Genomic DNA, 791 nt, shown 5'->3' on the forward strand with positions numbered 1-791 from the left:
AGCGAAGCAACGGAGCTATCGGTCGAGCTCAAACCAGTCGAGAGCGAGCTGATACCGGTCGAGGTCGAGGTGGACAACGAGGCGATCGAGCTGGTTGCCGTCGAGATGCCGGTCGACGTGGAGGTCGAGAGCGAGGCGACGGAGCTATCGGTGGAGCTCAGGCCGGTGGACAGCGAGCTGATACCGGTCGAGGTCGACGTGGACAACGAGGTGATCGAGCTGGTTGCCGTCGAAATGCCGGTCGACGTGGAGGTCGAGAGCGAGGCGACGGAGCTATCGGTCGAGCTCAAGCCAGTGGACAGCGAGCTGATACCGGTCGAGGTCGACGTGGACAGCGAGGTGATCGAGCTGGTAGCCGTCGAGATACCCGTCGACGTGGAAGTCGACAGCGAAGCGACGGAGCTGTCGGTCGAACTCAAACCAGTCGAGAGCGAACTGATACCCGTCGAAGTCGACGTGGACAGCGAAGCGATCGAGCTGGTAGCCGTCGAGATACCCGTCGACGTGGACGTCGACAGCGAAGCAACGGAGCTATCGGTCGAGCTCAAACCAGTCGACAGCGAGCTGATACCGGTCGAGGTCGAGGTGGACAGCGAGGTGATCGAGCTGGTTGCCGTCGAAATGCCGGTCGACGTGGAGGTCGAGAGCGAAGCGACGGAGCTATCCGTCGAGCTCAAACCGGTGGACAGCGAGCTGATACCCGTCGAGGTCGAGGTGGACAGCGAGGCAATCGAGCTGGTCGCCGTCGAAATGCCCGTCGACGTGGAGGTCGAGAGCGAGGCGACGGAGCT

1 protein-coding gene is annotated in these 791 nt (G+C 62.6%); it reads left to right on the plus strand.

All coding sequences use genetic code 11. The annotated features are described in order from the left end of the window. Positions 1-791, plus strand: a 791-nt coding sequence (locus HWY45_RS36265; protein WP_208450115.1) for a hypothetical protein, incomplete at both ends; no start/stop codon positions are given.

It is taken from the genome of Burkholderia stagnalis, from assembly GCF_902830275.1.
GTDB lineage: Bacteria > Pseudomonadota > Gammaproteobacteria > Burkholderiales > Burkholderiaceae > Burkholderia > Burkholderia stagnalis.